This window comes from Sphingobacterium sp. R2 (assembly GCF_040760075.1).
Taxonomy (GTDB): Bacteria; Bacteroidota; Bacteroidia; order Sphingobacteriales; family Sphingobacteriaceae; genus Sphingobacterium.
Genome location: NZ_CP142884.1, coordinates 180,181 through 197,617 on the forward strand (window position 1 = coordinate 180,181; position 17,437 = coordinate 197,617).

Below are 17,437 nucleotides of genomic sequence, written 5' to 3' on the forward strand. Positions count from 1 at the left end.
GGAGCCGAAAGAACTTGGATCCTTGATTTAACTTATTTAAATGTGGTTCCTAATCATATAGTTCTACTTAATAAAGGTCTCCTGTACTTTCCAACAGGAGATCTATAAATTTATGCATGCTAATTACCATGGAACGATAGGACTTCTACCTGAAGTGCCTGGATTAGAAGCTCCGTTATTTATATAGTATTCGAGATCAGCCCTTTGTTGCGTTGTAAGAATGTTGTTATTACCATCATACACTGTCGTGGCTAACTCTCTATATGTATCAGTCCTGGCAATATATGGAAGGTAAAAATAATTTAAAAAGCCTCTATCCAGGTCAGATAACGTAGTATTAGCTACAATATCAGTATTATCTTTCTTCCAAATACTTCTCTGACCGTTATTAGATAACTCTGTAGACCCAGCAAGAGTAATTGAATTAAAATCAAAAGAACCCATACTATAAAAGTTTGATGTGATCTTATCAAATTGATAGCGATTAACAGGATCGACATTAGCAGTGTTGATATTTACATAGGTATCTCGATCATTACGCTGTTGTTCATTGTACATCCCTGCGGCATTTACCAACGCTCTCATTATAAATTCTTTTGTAGCGGTGATTGGTAAGTAAATATATTGTTCTCCGCCTTGTAACCCAACAAATGAGGCTCCTTTCTTTGCATCTGATGAAACATGGATGTGAACGTTTGGATAAACAAATCCCCATGTAGGATCTTTTTCAAGATCATTGATGGAATTATAGAACCGAACATTCGTATTTGCCTGGATCCCATTAATGGCTTGAACAACTCTTGCCTTTAAGAGTTGATTGTCTGTAGTTGTTCCCGGTATCGCCAATTTAAGCCTGACCATTGACCAATATCTATTTTGATAAGGATGTGGCCCATACGCTTTGGTTCCGACAGGAATAGGATCAAACACGCCTCCTTGGGAAGGGATGTGCTTTTCTATTTTGGTATTCGAAGCATTTTTCTGTTGAGTTTCCAAAAATGGACTTCCAGTTTCCTTCCAATTTTTAAGTTGCTGATCAGTGTATTTCAACTCATAATTCAACTTTACATCTTCTTGATTCGGGCTATCTCCTGATATTCCATCCTTCTTACAGGAGGATACCACCACCATAGACAAAATCAACATTTTTACAAGGTTTAATTTTGAAATTTTCATAAAAATTATTTAGTTATTATAGATTTGTTAAGTTCACTTACTTTATCCTGATATCTCTGATATAGATCATCAGGAATCTCTAGTTCAACCGCTTCTTGTTTAGAAATATCAAGTACAAATCCGTTGGATTTAGAAATAATCCTATCTGCCAATAAAAGTTCAAGATTAGATTGCATCATGTATAAAGTTTCTAAACTATCCTGAGAAGTAACGTGCTTCCCTTTAAGTGCTTTTCCTTCATTATTAGAATCTTGTAAAATTTCCTTTTTACAGGAAGCAAAACTGAGTGACACTGCCAAAACACATAATGTCAAAAATTTAATATCTTTCATAGTTCAAATTATTTATTTATCCAACAGAAAAACTCCCCATTTAATTTAAGTTCATCATTTTGAGTAATAGAATCGTGATAGGGAAACACCAAATCTACTTTACCTCTTGCTCTATTTTTTACACTATCATATTCAGTAAATGTAACAGTGCCGACTCCGTAATAGTCGGTGTCGATATTAAAAGTAGAAGAAGAAATTGAGGTAAATAACCGATTTTCATCCTCATAAATTTTCCGATCAATTCCAGTTAATATATCTTTCCCCGGAATTATATCGAATGTATATGCCTTACCCACAGACAGCTGTTCTTTTGATGGAATTCTTATCAACAAATAAAAATCTCCAAGTTTATTATTCTGATCAACAGGTTTTAAAAAGGACCTTACTTGAAAATAACTTTTATCAGTGCCAAAATATTCCACTTCTAGTACTGGAGTCCTTCGAGCACCAGGAGGAATTACCATTGGCATTTGATCTAAAAAATCCATACCATTCAACTTTGCACTAAACTTCAATTCTGATGGTAAAGGATTGCCTTTTTTATCACATCCCCAAAAGAAGGATATTACTAAGAAAAGTAAGCCTGAGATATAATTCTTTTTCAAAATCATCTTTTAACGTATAAATTTTATGGATTCGGATAGTTTGCTTTATAAATAACAGATAGCGGAGTCTTTTGGATAATTTGTCCATCATAGTTCAACAAATAAAAAGTATAAATTGCCACCTGATCATTTGTAAAAGTCGATTTAATCCGCTCTATTTCTTCCAATGTGATGATATCCTTTATGTAGAAGCTAGTATACCATGGCACAACCCATTGTGTCTGTTGATCATTGATAATTGTTCCCGCTAATGGACTCCATTCCGCATTACTAAATTCATCAAAAGAAGTACTCCTGAAAACCAGAGGCATACCTGTCCCTTCATAATATAGCTCATATCCTGTATCGGTAAAAAGTTGCCCATTTTTATTTAAAATGAATGTCCTAAAGCCAACGTCATAGATATCATAGCCTGTAATCCTTACAAATATTGGACTACTGACATTACCGTTATAATCTTTAATCTTTAAATATATGGTGGTGTTTTCGGTATCTTCTGTCGTACTCAATTTAACTTCGGAAGATTCACTGTCTGTCCATTGAATTGACTGATTTTCTGTTTTTATCCCCCATTGATAAACAATCAAATCCCTATTATTTAATAGAAATTCAGCATACCCTGGTTCTGTATCAATACAATTAGCTTTAATCGTATAAAAACCAGGGTCACGTTTCACATTTGCTAAAACAAAACGCGGTATACCAACAGCAACCCGAGTAGAAATTTCAGTTGTTCCAACCTTTGCTTTAATATCCACTATCCCCTTACCTACAGCAGTTAATATCCCACTAGAACTTATCGTGGCAATACTTGAGTTGGAGGTACTCCAAATAATTGAACCACTTAATGGGTTTATCACTTTATATTGGGTTCCAGTTTTAGCTAGTTTAGGACCATCAATACCCATTTTCAGTTGAGCGTACAACCAGCTAACTTCTTCGTCCGATAATGCAATATGCGAACCAGAGCTAATCTCACGAATTCTAAAATTCCCTCCAAAAGGAGTGCTAGTTGAAGTTGGTTTTGTCGTAAAAAGAGCGGCCGTGAGAGCATTTGTTCCTCCTCCGACTGCTAAAGCACTGGAAGTTGGAACAAATGGAATACTTTCAGATGTACTTACAGCATAACTATATCTCCCCAGAATCGGCACCTTAGGAACAAATGGTTCATCGGCATTAAGACTTCTATTTGTTATGAATTGAGAGCTTGGAAAAGCATCAAAATTAAGACCACTATGCATATTTTTTTCATAAGAAAAAATGGTCCTTGTTACAGGGACTGTCCAAAGGAATTTTTTAATGAATTTAAAGTTGAGATTTGTTACACGGTTGCCAGCTGAAGTGCCCGGAAAAATTTCAAGAGTGCCTTTTATTGTACTCTTCCCTGGAACCAAAGATAACGCCCCCGCCCAAAAATCATTTAATACACTGCCGACAAAAAAGGCAGACATACCTCCAGTTATTATATTTGCAACATCCAATAGGTCAGTGCTAGCAGTGGCATTTGCAGTAAGGTAAGATGAAGGAATAGTTCCTTGGGCATAGCTACCATTAGCAAGTGCTATCATCCTAAATGCTCTATTGGGATCACCTTGCGGAAAGCCTAGAGTGTTTAATTCTTGCTGCCATAAATTATGATCTGTATTGTTTAAATTGCCACCAAAATCCACATAATTTACTAACATCTGGCGTGCAGCGGGAGAATGAACCTGCTTAAGCATATATTCAAGAGGCGTTCCAGTAGCCAGATTATAGATATTACCTAAGTTTAATTGATTTTCCAAGAAACTACCTATTCCATGTAATGCATAAAGTGCTCCGATTGGAATATTAGCTCCTAAATGTGGGGCATCATGACTGACATAGACCGAAGTTTGGTGGGTAAGATTTTGATTTTCCATTGTCTTAAGAGCATACCGAACAACAAGACCTCCCATACTTGATCCCATTACCACATTGCCTGAAGTACTTCCTGAAAGTTGCTTCTGACTATTTACCCATTGAATAACATCTTTCAATGTATTAGCATTTGCTTGAATATACTGTTCACTTTGTGCCCAGTCTACGTAAATAATATCATAATTAGCCTGAATGTCTGCACGAAGATATGGATATGTATTATCCATTCTTTGGGACCCAAATTCATGTCCTAGAATAGGATCAAAACCTTCCACTATTATAAATGGGTCACGAATTGGGCCGTTCCTAGTCTTTACAAATACTCTTGCTGTTGTACTTACCCCCTTATAAGCCGCTCCCGTAAATATTTTTTTATAGGACGTTAGGTCGGGATCAGAAAATGTTCTCAGCGACATGGCGGAACTTACCTGAATTGAAGAATGTGATACAAGTTGCTGTCCATCGGTTAACGTTACACGCATTTTTATTTCTTTGCGCCCACCAGAAGTAAATGATGCTGACAAACTTCCCCCAACAGTTATTACTTTGTAGCCAGTACCGTAATCAATCTCTATTTTACTTACCGATAAATTAGAAAACCAGGTATTACTATTTAATTTGAAGGTGAGTAAATTTGCTTTGAAAATACTATCATGAGGAGCAAAACCTACAACATATTTTGATGAATAGGGATTCTTCCAAACACCATTAACTGTCTTATCAGAAACCTTACCATTAGAATAATTTATCAATTGATCTGAAATAGCATTTTCATTAATGTAGCTATATTGATAAGCCAATCCACCAAGTGATACAACATTATTGGTGCCAACACTTTGCTGGGATACAAGGATTTGACTGACATCCCCAAATGGTTTAGTTCCTACAGCAGAAGATCTAATAGTTCTTAAAAGATAACTGTAGATTTCTTTATCAACATAATTTTTATCATTAAGATCTGCACCCGTAAATTTATCCAAATCAGTTAAGTCGAAAGCATAATCTTTTAATAATCCATTTGGAACCTTAGATTTATCCAAGGTTGAGAACATATTATTCAAATAATTTCGAACTTCAGGATTTTCTTCAACTCCTTGAGCGAAAATAGGATGCACGTTGAAAATCAACGCAAGCAAAAAAACTAGGATTTTGATCAAATTTCTCTTCATGTTGTTTCATATTTGGCTAAACTTCCGAAAAACTACATCAAATTCACCAAATAAATAAATAATCTCGACCAACTCAATTTTGACCCATACGAAACACCCAATCTACACGATGTTATATTTTATGTTCATTAATTAAGGTTATAAAATGGCATTATTCTACATAAAATAAAAAACCACCATTAAATAAACTAATGGTGGTTTACCTAAAACCCTAACTATGAAATTTAATTTTGGGAAGTCCTATTCCGACAACGTAGTTAGTTTAACAGAAATAGGACGTCCAAGTTGACCTTTTGAAATCTCCTTTCCATTCACCAATAATTGTGAATAACCTTTATAGGAATCGGTGCTTTCTATTTTTAATTTTATTGAAACTTCCAAGTATCCCTTTACCACTAATATACTTTCAGCATAACCGTCACTTTGCGGAGTAAGATTTCCAAAGACTTTTAATATTTTCTGTTTAGGCACTTCCCAATCGATAATTTGCATATTTTTGGGGATATCAAGATTAGAATGGTTTTGAATTTCCCGATTGCCTGATTTATCAACATAATATAAATCCAGATCATTGAGCGCTTTTGCCCCTTCGTTTAACTCAAAAATATTGTTACTATCTTCGTTAGTCAAGTTTAATAATACTTGGCTCTCAACATTCATACAACATTTTTCCTCCTTCTTTTCACAAGAAAATAAAGTAAATAGTATCAATAGTAATCCTAATTTGTACATATTGTCGTTATTTTTTAATTGAATAAACCATACCTCTTTTATATTGGAAATTATAACCTCCGCCTGCATCAGCACTAGCGAACCCAAACCATCCATTGTTTGAACCTCCCCAACCCCAGTTCATATGAAAGTACAGGAAGGAAGCACCACCTGTCCATGTACCATCAGGATTTTGCTCACCACAGCTTGTACCACCACGAACACCATCTGCTACCCAGACATGGCCTCCTTTAAATGTATGAAAAATAAATCCACTTTTATCCTTATATCCACTTAAGATTACTGGACGATTGGCTTGAATTTCACTTTTTACGGTATTATAATTAAAGTCAGTTGCTGTCGCTGTGACTGAATAGCCGAAAGTATTTTCTAAGGCGTATGGAATATCATTTAGATTAGAAGCAGCACCTGTGCCATCACAATCCGGTTGTGAATCTACAGAATTGGCTACGTCTCTCATTAACTTAGAGATTTCATTAGCTCCTGATGAAACATCTAAATAACTTGAAACTGCATTTGGCATAATACTATAATTATATGAAGCAGGATATTGATGATATCTCATCACCTGGGACATTGCTGTAGCTACACAGCCTGTATACGCTTTTCCATTACAAGAGTAAGGGGTACAAGACATATCAGGCATTAAATTGTTATAGCCGCCAGATTGATTCCAAGTTGTCTGCAAAAGTGGACCTTTTTCAAATCCCGTTGGTTCACATCCTCCTGCCGGAGGGAAAAATCCAGCGACTTTTTCAATAGATGCTCTTTTTACATTAACTGTTGGAACTTCCCCTCCTAAAAGCTTGACATAATTCCCCTTTTTCAAAAGGTTTTCTCCATTCACATTTTCTCTTGTGCATGATTTTAACTCTTCTATCTGAAGTTTATTTTCATATAACCATGCTTCCGTTGCGGCTGGTAAAGTATCGGAGGGAAAGTTTGTCTCATCGGAATATGCTAATACCGGATTAGCCCGACGATCTGCAGCCAAAATGATAAATCCCCCCTTCCCGTAATTAAAAACACGCATTAATGGCGTCCCATTTTCCGATAGAATTTCCTTTTTTAAAGTGGCATTGGTATTTCCAATCTTGGATTTAGTAGACGCCTTTTTATTAGCATCTCCTAAAATAAAATAATGCAGAGAATCTGCGACTTTAATACTTTCACCCAATGGTATGTAATACTCGTCCCTGTTTAATGCATCAGCTTCGATTCCTTGATTCTTACATGAGACTAGGAAAAGACCGCCCAAAAATAAAATAAATAGCTTCTTCATTTAGAATGATAAAAGTTAATATTGGCCAAAAGTATTTATATCAGAGAGTATCTAGAAAAAATCTCGACGAACTGTATTTTGGCCTAGATAAAATGCATTATAAGCTAGATAACCTAACTATTGGATAATTCAAATCCGATTTTACCACCGATGATAAGTGATATAGGGCCGATATAAGATCAAAGAGATTATAACAGCTAAACCAAAAATTCAATGAGATGATACAATATCACCGCATGCAAAAATAAAATTAGAGCCAGTGGTCACATATAACAACAAAGACGTCTTCTCCAGCCCCTTTCCGAGAGATTCTATTTACATGCAAATCACTCCTAAATGAATATTATGCTATTGGATATAAAATTCAATTTATATAAGTTTGGCAATAACAAGTATACTAGATAGCTGATCTTCATGAAATTCATTTTTTTTATCTGTTCATTATTAATGTCACAGGCTGCCTTCGGACAGAAAACAAGCGTTATCAACAATGAGTCAACTGTTTTTACACTTGAAACTCCAAATAGTAAAATTGATTTTTTAGTCATTGATCCAGCTCCAAAAAGCAAAAAGCCTCTATTTTTGTTTTGTCAGGGCTCCTTGCCCATACCACTATACTTTAATTATAAAAAAGAAGGTTTAAGTCTTTTTGGGGGTGGACTAACCAACTTTAACTACCAGGATATCATAAAATTGTACCATCTCATCGTCATTTCCATGCCAGAAACGCCTGTTATCGTCGATGAATCGCAGCTTAATGATTCCTATTGGTATTATGGCGACTCTAAAGATAAAAATATCCCTAGTAGAGCTTATCAAGAAGCAGACTATCTCGATAATTATGTGAATCGAGCAGTTTCCGTATTAGATTACCTGAGCAAACAACCTTGGGTAGATAATTCGCAATTAACAGTATTTGGACATTCCCAAGGTGGACATGTAGCCGCCAAACTAGCCAATAAATATAAAAAAGTCAGCAAACTGGGTTTATCAGGGACAAATTTGTTTGGGCGGATAGACCAAGATATACGGCAAGCAAAGCGCGATGTCCAAAAAGGAAAAATTACCTGGCAACAAGCCTCTCAAAAAATTGAACAAACCTATGCGTTTTATAAAGATGCCAACAACCCGGAGAAATTAAAAAACAATCCCAATTTGCGCTCCTGGAAGTCATTTTCACAACCTGTTATTGATGAGCTATTGGGATTTGACTACCCAATCTATCTGGTCTCCGGCACAGAAGACATTGTAGCTGAATTAAATGATCTAGCACCACTCTATTTTATAAGAAATCACAAAAACAACCTGACGATAAAAAGATATTACAATCTCGAGCATAATTATTTTGAAGTTCAGAATGATGGTAGGCCCGATTACAAAAAACCACATTGGAAGGACGTCATGACAGACTTTCTAGCTTGGACATTAGAGCAAAAAACAACAGCGAACAGCAATTAAACAATAAAATCCATGAATCAATTAAAATTTCGCAACGCCGAACAACATGATTTACCATACATCGTAGAAATATACAATTCAACAATTGCATCTCGTATGGTCACAGCAGACACCGAACCTGTATCTGTTGCGAGTAGACAAAAATGGTTTGATGAACACAACGCTTCGAAAAGACCTTTATGGATGGTAGAAGATCAAAATAATCAACTCCTTGGATGGGTTAGTTTCCAATCGTTCTATGGTCGTCCGGCTTATGATGCCACAGTAGAAATCAGTATCTATTTGAATGAAAAACACCGAGGCCGAGGATTGGGTAAACAGATTCTACAATATTGCATAGACAAAGCAGCGGATTTCGGCGTACACACCTTGTTGGGATTTATCTTCGCGCACAATCTTGCCAGCATCGCGTTGTTTGAGAAAATGGGATTCGAGGAATGGGCCAATTTACCCAATATTGCAACGCTCGATCAGGAAGAGCGAAGCTTAAAGATACTGGGAATAAGGATTAAGTAGACAATGTCCTACAAGTAAAAGCCATTACTTAAAATAAATGGTTAACTTAAAGCTTAAACAACATACGATTTATAATCCTGTCATATGAAACGCTTAATCCAAATCTCTCTGCTGGCGATCGCTCAACTATTCTTCCTTTCCAGCTCTCTGTTGGCCCAAAACCCTGAACGGACAAAAACTGTCACAATCGCAAGCGACTCGACGTATACCAAAATCATACAAGCGCTTCAAGATGGCGGGTATTTTATTTCACAATTGGATCGATCCTCTGGATTCGTTCAGACCAGTGCTTACTTTGAAAACAAGAAGCTGCTTAGCAATAAAGAAGGTGAAAAAATAATTACAAATTTTTTGATAACCCCGTTAAAAGGGGGCAGTTCAAAGATAGTCCTCAATATATTTCTAATAGAACGTCGTAGGGGAGGTAGTTCTGAATCACCAAATTATTATGATCTGGATAAGGGAATTATTCGAGATAATAAATTTTACCAGCAGATTTGGGACAAAATATTACCAATTCTATAATATACCAAACTAAAATAAGGCCCTCTGAACTTAGTTCTGCAGGGCCAATGGTGTTAAAAGATTAAATCGAAATCGTCAGCAATGGAATATCCAACCCCGATGCCATCATACGAGTCTTACTTCGATGGGTCAATGAACTCCAAAAACCATACTTATAGGGAATCATAACCAGCAGATCCGTATTGCTTTCTTTAACTTCGTCACGAATGGCTTTTACAACCTCATTGGAGGTTACATTTTTGTAGTAATAACTTACAATTCCCATCACATCGTTGATGGCCTCCCGTGTTTCCCTTCCTTTTTCTTCATTCAGCTGCTCAACGGTCTTACGGATATTGAGTACCTCCAATACTGCCCCAAAATCACTCGCAAAATCCTTCACTTTTTCTAAAATTTCTTTTTGCACACCACGAACGACATCACAGGCAAAAAGAATATGCTGAAGACCCGTAAATTTTGCGCCAAGCGGAATAGAAAGGATCGGTATTTTTAATTTACTAATAGCTGCAGTTGTCGTATTACCAAGCATATCCTGATCAAAAGAACGTTTAGCCATACCCATCACTAACAAATCGGCCCCTGTCTCTTCGATACATTTGGTCATTTGATCGTAAAATAGACCTGCAGCTAGATATGGAATAGCCACAACACCGCTCTCAGCAGTAATAGCATCGGCCTTATGTTGTAGAATCTTGCTTTGATGTTCAACTATTTTAAACATAGAATCGGGAGAAAGCCGAGCGTTCATCGCATGAATTGAAGGATTTTGAAGGGAAAATAAAACGAGTTCATACTCTTTTCCAGCAAATACTTCCATAATAAATTTTAAGGCATGCTCTGCCTCCTCCGCATAATCTGTAGCAACAATAATCCGCTTCATATCATCCAATTTTAAATGAAAAAAAATTCCCTTTTATGATCTTCAAGTTACCGAAAAATAATAAATCAATCAAATGGATTATTGTCGAAACAGCGTCAATTTTCTCCCGACACTTCTTATTTTAAATAGCTTGCTTTAACAAAAGGGGCCTTTTTCAAATAATCGATACTTTGCTGTAGACCAGTATAGATATCATTACGGGTTTCTTCCAGCTCAACAAAGATATATTGTAATCCCGCCGCATTTGAGTTGTTAAAAATCGCATCAAATCCCACCATACCGCTCTGACCAATTTCACGGTGGTCTTTAATATGTAATGCTTTAAATCTACCCGCATATTTATTAAAATAATCCACAGGGCTGACCTGCCCCATTACTGCCCAATATACGTCCATTTCAAAAAATACATTCTCAGGATTTGTATGCTCGATCATATAATCGTACATCACTTTATCTTCCACTTTTTTAAATTCGTGTGAGTGGTTGTGATATCCGTATACGATTCCCTGCTGGCGGCATTTGGCGCCCACCGCATCCAGATAGCGACATTGTGTTTCCAGATCTTTTAGTGTTTTAGGAACCTCCATCCAAGGTGTAACAATGTATTTCATTCCCGCAGCTTTATGCGTAGCGATACACTCATCCCACCATTTTAAAGATTCCGTAAAATCTCCAGAAGATAGCTCTTTTTCTGACAAAGTCTTCGTTGCGTGTGATGAAATTACCTTCATTCCCGCCTTTTCCACTTTTGCTTTAAACTCCTGTGGACTCAAATTATATAATTTGCCATCCTTATATCCAGCAGCTTCCACTCCTGTATAGCCTAACGCAGCGATCTTTTGCAGAATCTGGTCGAAATTTGGGTTCTTCCCTATTTCTTCACGTACAGAGTATAACTGTAGACCGATTTCCTTTTTTGCAGCTTTTCGTTGCGCAAATGTTGGAGTAATAGCCAACATCATACATCCAGCTACCAATGTTCCGATAAGAGTTCTTCTTTTCATTTAATGCTCAATTATTTTTTATAGACTTCATCCAACGCACAATCTTCTGCAAACGCAATGCTCAGAGATTATTTAGGGTGTTGTGTTAAATGTATCTGCAATGTATGTAAATACTGGAAAAAACACAATCTTTTAATGCCTTTATTTGATATTATATACAAAATAACAGCTCATAAAGGAGTTATTATCCAATTAAAATTATAAGGCAAACTCAACGATTTATCCATCAGCACTGTTCTAGTGATGTAAATTAACATTTTTAATTATGGAAAATAAGTATAATACGCCCGAACATAGCGACCACAAGCAGGAGGAGAAACTACCCGAAGTGGCCGTCGAAGAAAAGGATGATTTACCAGCTGGCAGAAACATCAAGCGCACACTTATTATCGCGGTATGCCTATTGATCGTATTTTATATCATATATTATTTTATGAGTGGAAAATAATAAAGAACTTCCGCCAATAGACAACTTCCATAGCTTCGGCATAATTTGACGGATTTTTTGAAACCGAAGCTAGGAAATTGTTTTTTCAAGAACGGTAAATATGCTGTTGGCTGGACCAACAGTTGCCATCGTGATTAAATGCTAGCCAACTATCATAAAATAAACTCGACACAATAAATCCGCAGTAAACAATGCCAGTAAAATGATAGTTTCAATTTATATTGTTGTTTTTCCATATCCCCGCCTGATAAGCTAATCCTGTTCCAGACTAGTTAACATGGGGTAGGCGATGTAGGGTGTATATAGATCCCTTCCTCCCTATGAAAGGCCGTTATAACAAACATAAGATTAAAACAAATCAAATACAAATTTTTAATCAAAATAATAAACGATATTTTGCGCAAATTGTCATTCAATTCGTTGTATGACGGACGAAGACAAACAATTACTTGAAAAGATTGGGTTACGCTTTAGAGCAAAACGAAATGATTTATATTACTCATTGCGCGACCTATCACATATAACGGGTATTTCAACAGGAACACTTAACGGTATTGAAAAAGGTAAAGACCTAACGTTCACAAATTTTTTAACCCTGTGCCGCAGTCTCGAAATTCAACCAGCACTCTTTTTTCAACATGATATTGTATTCAAATCGCCATATTCGCTACCTCCAGAGGCGCAAGAGCGAATTACACTGAGCAAAAAATTAGATAGTCTCGTCTATCAATCCGATTTTTTTGACACCGAAAGACGTGTTTCTGATGTATTGATTGAACTGGGAGTTGATAAGAGCGAGAGTAACAAGTTTTCCGTCTACCTATCAAACTATTGCGAAGAGGGAACACTTGTTTACCGACAACATGGAAATTTTAAAACTTACCGTAAAAAAACTAGAGAAAAGCGCTAAACTTCTCTTTTGGAAAGTTCACGAAAACGGTTTGCCCTCCTAAATGTTCCCAAATCATTAAAACGAACACCATATCGACGTAAGATATCCTGAGCTGCCTTACGACCAATATGCCTTACGTAAAAGGTTTCGTTAACCACAAAATGATGAATGCTGTGGGTCCAGCCAAAAAAGAAACAGAACAATTGCATCGGAAAAGTCCACCAAACTGTCAGTACCTGTGTCTGCTCCATGACATTTCCTGCTTCAACATCACCAAAGTAATGCATATTTGATGTAATAAAGTGTAAGCAAAATTGACGTAACATGTTTGGTAAAAGAATAACATAAATTAACCCATCAAAACTTATTAACATGTTATCAACATACTGTGGAAAACTCAAATCTAACTCGAAAAATGCATTTAACCAAGTCATTAGCGAGTCTGCGAAATAGAGATATAATACCACATGTGCAAAAATCGTAACGGGAACAATGCTCAAAAACATAATTCGTTTTAGTTTAGAAGAAGTCTCTAATTTTAGATTTCCATTTACGACTTCCTTATCCATATCGCTAAACATTCGATGAAGGCGAAAAAGTCCTCCTAATACAACATCCGGGGTTGTCAAAAGACGCTTTAGAGACCAACGTTCTCCATTTGTCACACTACGCTCCTCAACATCGTGCAACGTACCCGAAAACTTATGGTGATGATGGTGCAATGTTCTGCGAATCCAAGGATTGACAGTCAATGGCCTTAAAATCCATACACTAAAAAGCATAAAATGATGAATACCTCTCTGTTTTTTAAAATATAGCCAATGAATTAGATCGTGTTCAATCTCGTGCAATACGCCCATAAAAAATGCGTTGCTAATTATCATTAACCATGTCGGTACAACTGCACGATACCAACCGATCGATACAAAGAGAACCGCTAGGATTGCGATTGCAAATATGGACATTCCAATGCTGTTCTGACGTTTTAATATGGGGTATATTCCTTTAAGCTGCTGATAGGACTGATTTATCTCTTTCCTGATCTGGCTCGACTTTTCGTAATGTGTCAATTCAATTTGTTTTTTCTGCAAAAATAGGGATTTTTTGGTGCACTTACCCTATACTAGGCCTTGTGAATGCTGCCGCAAAAACTTCCGCAAAAAAATATTTCAACGCGCTGTAACAAAATGAGCTGATAGGCTACTAATAAATTAAAATCAACATATAAACATACACAGTAATGGAAAAGAAATCAATTTATAACTGGAAAAATAATTTATTCGGAACAAAGTCTATCCTCTATTGCAATGATGCTGTGATCGGTAGCCTCGAATCTATTGATTGGAACTTAGATGCGCATGTTTCTATCCATAAAGACAAGTATCGATTCATAAATAAAGGGCTTTTCAATCCATACACAGAGATTCGAAATCAAAACAATGAGCTGATCGGTGATATTGAATACAATTCCTGGAAGAGTAAAGCGACCATTAGCCTGATCAATAAAAAATACACATGGAGCCCTAAAAATAGGTGGATGACCGCATGGCAAATTGAAGATGAGCTAGGAAAAGTTGTAGAAATCAAATCCTCTTCGCTATCTAATGGCGGCAAAATAGAAAGCTGCGAAAACAGTGAATTGATCTTATCTATAAGTTTATATCTGCAAAAGCGTACTACATTGATGTTTTCTATGGTCGCCTTAATTCCATTATTGATCTTAATACTGGTTTAACGTAGCAGCCAACTTCTAATACATATCAATTCAAGCAGATCTTTCATCGGGTCTGCTTTATTGTGCAACCTAAGAATTATAAATTATAGCACGTATTTACACGAATCTATTCGCGTAAACGCAAGCGCATACCTTGCCGAACATTCTTGTATTCATCAGACCAGAAAGCATCTAAAAATACTTAACTACTGAAAGGATCTATCTTTTTCTCTGTTTTTACGATTTTAATCAGATGCTCCAGCGCATTTTTCAGACGCTTGGCGTCATCTTCTGTTTGGATAGCCCATAAAATTTCATCCGTGCTTGGCGACGACTTGAATCGAATTTGATAACCTGATTTTACCCTAGCAATGACAAGTACATCTGATTTCGCAATATCACTTCGAAAATGCTGGCCACTGGAAAGAAAGACTGTCAGCACTTTCCCATCTACCGTCACCGTATCAATTTTTGTATCTTTATAATGGTAAGCAACTTTATACAGCTTGTTAATATAGGCCATCGTCTGCTGTTTATTCAAACCCGCCTTTTGGGCTGTTGTGGGTATTACTATACCAATTGCCAAAAGAAAGCACAAGAAGAAATTTTTCATTTATCTATTATTTTTTATTCTCGCATATTTACTTCAACATCGACAGCCAGGCCGATTCCTTTACAAGTGATCGCTATTCACCAAAACAATCCATCCCATTTATCACCCGCGCAGAACAGTATGTAGCATCACTCTCAGGAGTAAAGTACGTTCCTTTTATTTATGGCTTAAAAATATAGATTTTATTTACTTTTTTATCTATGATCCTCAAAACAAAACTATTTTCAGCAGCAGCCTTTCGGTTTTCGCTGCTGAAAATAGTTTTAGATATGCTCTTCCTATCTATTCCTTCGATCTCAATAAGTCTCGCGCATTTTCAGCCATACGGATAAATTCAGCCCGATAACCTTCCTCGTCTTTTCCTTTGGAAGCTTTTGCGCGCACGATCAGCTGGTCAAAATTGGCCTTTTGCTTAAAATCAGAATCACGAAGTAGTAAACCAAGTTCCGCTACCGCTGTTGCAAAGCGTAAATCGTCACTCACATTGTTCAACTCGGTTACCGCAGTCCCTACCACCTTTTGCTGCAACTTACTTTTCTGCCCTTCAGGCTCTTTGTACCGAAATTTAACTGTTGCCAGTTCAGCATTTCTACGTCCGGTTGCAGCATTTGCATGCTGCTGACATTTTAATGGATCTACCGTTCCGACCATTCCCGACTCAACCCCGACAGGTACAATTTCATACAAGGCTGTCACCACGTGGCCTACGCCCATATCACCGCCCATCTTTTGATCATTATTAAAATCCTCGGCCTCCAGCATACGATTTTCATATCCTACCAAGCGATAGGCCTGCACATAACTTGGATTGAATTCGACCTGAATCTTTACATCTTTAGCAACAGTAAACAACGTTCCCCCAAATTCGGTCACCATCGCCTTTCGCGCTTCCGAAATATTATCGATATAAGCGTAATTTCCATGACCTTTGTTCGCAAGGATTTCCATCTTACTGTCCTTAAGATTCCCCATGCCATAACCGAGTACCGTAAGGAAAATGCCTGATTTACTTTCTTTCGCAATCAATTCTTCCATCGATTCGTCACTGTACTCTCCAACATTGAAATCACCGTCACTCGCCAAAATAATTCGGTTGTTTCCACCTTTGATATATTGTTGCTTGGCAATTTCGTAAGCCTTCTTAATTCCCGCTGCACCAGCGGTACTCCCGCCTGCTTCCAGCTCCTCAATAGCCGATTTTATTTTCATCTTTTCATCACCAGGCGTACTTTCCAATTTTACCCCTGCCGAGCCGGCATACGTCACAATAGCCACATGGTCTATGTCACGAAGCTGATCAACCAACATCTTCAACGAAGCTTTTACTAAAGGCAGACGCCCCGGCCCCATCATCGATCCAGAAACATCAATCAAAAACACCAAATTGGAAGCTTTAAGCTTTGCCGTTGGCATATCTTTCGCTTTTAACGTTACGCGCATAAGTTGATGTGCACTATTCCAGGGTGCCTTCGTCAATTCAGTGACCATATTTACAGGCTCACCATGTTTAGGTCCAGCCACCTCATACTGAAAATAATTGATCATTTCTTCAACGCGTACCGCATCTTTTTCAGGCAAACTTCCCGAATTTATAAAACGACGTACATTACTATAAGAGGCGGCATCAACATCTGCCGCAAACGTTGATAAAGGTTCTTTAAGCGGATTGATAAACTTATTTTCCTTTACCTTCCGATAAGATTCCTGGTTTTGATTCGGCATATATGCCTTCCCTCGGATATACAAACTTGACACTTGTCCAGACAAGGCTGTATTAACATGCATCATCGGTGCCGTCTGGCGCTTCACTTTGCGCTCATATCCGGTCACCACTACTTCATCCAGTGTATTGTTTTGCTGCAACAACGCCACATCAACCTTTGAGCGATGGTTGACCGCGATCCGTTGCTCGAGATATCCGACATAACTAAAAATCAAGGTATTTTTACCATCCCGAACCTGGATGCGATAATTTCCTTTATCATCAGTCAGGCTCTGCTCTTTAGTTACGACATTGCTTACCTGCACTCCGGCAAGAGCAATTCCCGTATATGCATCAACCACCTTACCGCTAACTTCATATCCGTTCTTGGCGTATCCGCCCAAGGATAGCAACAAGCCTATCACAAAAAGTATTGTTCTCATAACATTCATTTTTTTGCCAAGGGATGCACGAAATATTAAATTTCCAT

At 37.2% G+C, this 17,437-nt stretch carries 17 protein-coding genes; 6 read left to right on the forward strand and 11 right to left on the reverse strand.

The genetic code is table 11. The annotated features are described in order from the left end of the window. Positions 1-123: 123 nt before the first annotated feature. From VXM68_RS00825 to VXM68_RS00850, 6 genes are all read right to left on the reverse strand, one after another. Complete coding sequence (locus VXM68_RS00825) at positions 124-1,146, reverse strand: M12 family metallopeptidase (protein WP_367210177.1); 1,023 nt, start codon at positions 1,144-1,146, stop codon at positions 124-126. A 35-nt stretch (positions 1,147-1,181) separates the two neighbouring features. Then, complete coding sequence (locus VXM68_RS00830; protein ID WP_367210178.1) at positions 1,182-1,508, reverse strand: hypothetical protein; 327 nt, start codon at positions 1,506-1,508, stop codon at positions 1,182-1,184. Between the two features lie 8 nt (positions 1,509-1,516). Continuing rightward, entirely contained in the window at positions 1,517-2,113 is a 597-nt protein-coding gene (locus VXM68_RS00835; RefSeq protein WP_367210179.1) for a hypothetical protein, read from the reverse strand. 23 nt (positions 2,114-2,136) lie between these two features. After that, a complete protein-coding gene (locus VXM68_RS00840) occupies positions 2,137-5,181 on the reverse strand; it encodes a hypothetical protein (protein WP_367210180.1) in 3,045 nt (1,014 codons plus the stop codon). A gap of 240 nt (positions 5,182-5,421) precedes the next feature. Continuing rightward, on the reverse strand, positions 5,422-5,913 hold the full coding sequence (locus VXM68_RS00845) for a hypothetical protein (RefSeq protein ID WP_367210181.1): 492 nt from the start codon (positions 5,911-5,913) through the stop codon (positions 5,422-5,424). A gap of 7 nt (positions 5,914-5,920) precedes the next feature. Further along, complete coding sequence (locus VXM68_RS00850; protein WP_367210182.1) at positions 5,921-7,195, reverse strand: C10 family peptidase; 1,275 nt, start codon at positions 7,193-7,195, stop codon at positions 5,921-5,923. 414 nt (positions 7,196-7,609) lie between these two features. Here VXM68_RS00850 and VXM68_RS00855 point away from each other — a divergent pair, with 414 nt between their 5' ends. The 3 genes from VXM68_RS00855 (at position 7,610) to VXM68_RS00865 (ending at position 9,694) form a co-directional block, all read left to right on the forward strand. Next, positions 7,610-8,653, forward strand: coding sequence for a prolyl oligopeptidase family serine peptidase (locus VXM68_RS00855; protein WP_294347693.1), 1,044 nt, complete (start codon positions 7,610-7,612; stop codon positions 8,651-8,653). Positions 8,654-8,665: 12 nt separating this feature from the next. Continuing rightward, positions 8,666-9,169 carry an N-acetyltransferase family protein gene (locus tag VXM68_RS00860; RefSeq protein WP_367210183.1) on the forward strand — a complete coding sequence of 168 codons (504 nt, stop codon included), beginning with the start codon at positions 8,666-8,668 and terminating at the stop codon, positions 9,167-9,169. 84 nt (positions 9,170-9,253) lie between these two features. Continuing rightward, a complete protein-coding gene (locus tag VXM68_RS00865; protein ID WP_312363038.1) occupies positions 9,254-9,694 on the forward strand; it encodes a hypothetical protein in 441 nt (146 codons plus the stop codon). A 61-nt stretch (positions 9,695-9,755) separates the two neighbouring features. Here VXM68_RS00865 and VXM68_RS00870 read toward each other — a convergent pair whose 3' ends face one another. After that, the gene (locus tag VXM68_RS00870) at positions 9,756-10,574 is read right to left on the reverse strand and encodes a universal stress protein (RefSeq protein WP_293888939.1); all 819 of its coding nucleotides are present in this window, start codon (positions 10,572-10,574) and stop codon (positions 9,756-9,758) included. 116 nt (positions 10,575-10,690) lie between these two features. Further along, complete coding sequence (locus tag VXM68_RS00875; protein ID WP_209578924.1) at positions 10,691-11,578, reverse strand: sugar phosphate isomerase/epimerase; 888 nt, start codon at positions 11,576-11,578, stop codon at positions 10,691-10,693. Between the two features lie 265 nt (positions 11,579-11,843). Between VXM68_RS00875 and VXM68_RS00880 the strand changes: the two genes are divergently transcribed. Beyond that, the gene (locus VXM68_RS00880) at positions 11,844-12,026 is read left to right on the forward strand and encodes a hypothetical protein (protein WP_209578925.1); all 183 of its coding nucleotides are present in this window, start codon (positions 11,844-11,846) and stop codon (positions 12,024-12,026) included. Between the two features lie 424 nt (positions 12,027-12,450). Beyond that, positions 12,451-12,936, forward strand: a complete 486-nt coding sequence (locus VXM68_RS00885) for a helix-turn-helix transcriptional regulator (RefSeq protein ID WP_312331210.1) — start codon at positions 12,451-12,453, stop codon at positions 12,934-12,936. Here the strand turns inward: VXM68_RS00885 and VXM68_RS00890 are convergent. Next, the gene (locus VXM68_RS00890) at positions 12,933-14,009 is read right to left on the reverse strand and encodes a fatty acid desaturase (protein ID WP_367210184.1); all 1,077 of its coding nucleotides are present in this window, start codon (positions 14,007-14,009) and stop codon (positions 12,933-12,935) included. The two genes, VXM68_RS00885 and VXM68_RS00890, sit on opposite strands and share 4 nt — an antisense overlap. A 149-nt stretch (positions 14,010-14,158) precedes the next feature. Here VXM68_RS00890 and VXM68_RS00895 point away from each other — a divergent pair, with 149 nt between their 5' ends. Next, entirely contained in the window at positions 14,159-14,653 is a 495-nt protein-coding gene (locus VXM68_RS00895; RefSeq protein WP_209578928.1) for a hypothetical protein, read from the forward strand. A gap of 181 nt (positions 14,654-14,834) precedes the next feature. Here VXM68_RS00895 and VXM68_RS00900 read toward each other — a convergent pair whose 3' ends face one another. Then, positions 14,835-15,245 (reverse strand): hypothetical protein, encoded by a 411-nt coding sequence (locus VXM68_RS00900; RefSeq protein ID WP_209578929.1) that lies wholly within the window; start codon positions 15,243-15,245, stop codon positions 14,835-14,837. Positions 15,246-15,527: 282 nt separating this feature from the next. Further along, positions 15,528-17,390 carry a von Willebrand factor type A domain-containing protein gene (locus tag VXM68_RS00905; protein WP_367210185.1) on the reverse strand — a complete coding sequence of 621 codons (1,863 nt, stop codon included), beginning with the start codon at positions 17,388-17,390 and terminating at the stop codon, positions 15,528-15,530. Positions 17,391-17,437 lie beyond the last annotated feature (47 nt).

Coding starts and splice junctions, on each gene's coding strand:
- VXM68_RS00875 (WP_209578924.1), bottom strand. CDS start 11,578: ATGAAAAGAAGAACTCTTATCGGAACATTGGTAGCTGGATGTATGATG.
- VXM68_RS00850 (WP_367210182.1), bottom strand. CDS start 7,195: ATGAAGAAGCTATTTATTTTATTTTTGGGCGGTCTTTTCCTAGTCTCA.
- VXM68_RS00870 (WP_293888939.1), bottom strand. CDS start 10,574: ATGAAGCGGATTATTGTTGCTACAGATTATGCGGAGGAGGCAGAGCAT.
- VXM68_RS00885 (WP_312331210.1), top strand. CDS start 12,451: ATGACGGACGAAGACAAACAATTACTTGAAAAGATTGGGTTACGCTTT.
- VXM68_RS00865 (WP_312363038.1), top strand. CDS start 9,254: ATGAAACGCTTAATCCAAATCTCTCTGCTGGCGATCGCTCAACTATTC.
- VXM68_RS00840 (WP_367210180.1), bottom strand. CDS start 5,181: ATGAAGAGAAATTTGATCAAAATCCTAGTTTTTTTGCTTGCGTTGATT.
- VXM68_RS00825 (WP_367210177.1), bottom strand. CDS start 1,146: ATGTTGATTTTGTCTATGGTGGTGGTATCCTCCTGTAAGAAGGATGGA.
- VXM68_RS00830 (WP_367210178.1), bottom strand. CDS start 1,508: ATGAAAGATATTAAATTTTTGACATTATGTGTTTTGGCAGTGTCACTC.
- VXM68_RS00905 (WP_367210185.1), bottom strand. CDS start 17,390: ATGAGAACAATACTTTTTGTGATAGGCTTGTTGCTATCCTTGGGCGGA.
- VXM68_RS00900 (WP_209578929.1), bottom strand. CDS start 15,245: ATGAAAAATTTCTTCTTGTGCTTTCTTTTGGCAATTGGTATAGTAATA.
- VXM68_RS00845 (WP_367210181.1), bottom strand. CDS start 5,913: ATGTACAAATTAGGATTACTATTGATACTATTTACTTTATTTTCTTGT.
- VXM68_RS00880 (WP_209578925.1), top strand. CDS start 11,844: ATGGAAAATAAGTATAATACGCCCGAACATAGCGACCACAAGCAGGAG.
- VXM68_RS00860 (WP_367210183.1), top strand. CDS start 8,666: ATGAATCAATTAAAATTTCGCAACGCCGAACAACATGATTTACCATAC.
- VXM68_RS00895 (WP_209578928.1), top strand. CDS start 14,159: ATGGAAAAGAAATCAATTTATAACTGGAAAAATAATTTATTCGGAACA.
- VXM68_RS00855 (WP_294347693.1), top strand. CDS start 7,610: ATGAAATTCATTTTTTTTATCTGTTCATTATTAATGTCACAGGCTGCC.